At 48.0% G+C, this 252-nt stretch carries 1 protein-coding gene; it reads right to left on the reverse strand.

Annotated features, from left to right (window positions below):
• The coding region (locus AC1M89_RS14850) for a GA-like domain-containing protein (RefSeq protein ID WP_481609344.1) at positions 1-252 on the reverse strand (252 nt) is incomplete at both ends.

A 252-nucleotide genomic window follows, 5' to 3' on the forward strand; every position in this document is an offset into this window, starting at 1 on the left:
CTTTTTCTGCTTGTACTGCCTCAGGTAACGCTGTCACTTTTGTTTGTGCTTCTGTTTTCGCAGCAAGTGCATCATCACGTGCTTGAGTCAGCTCAGCAAGTTCTGTTGGCGTGATTAAACCATCTGCTTCGGCATCTGCTAGCGCTTGCTCTGACTCAGCATATGCTGCTTCAGCCGCCTCTACTGCTTCTGTCGCTTCTTCAAGTGCTGCAACTGCATCATCCACACCATCTTCGTTTTCATCATTTACTG

The sequence above is a fragment of the Acinetobacter sp. ANC_7635 genome, assembly GCF_056779945.1.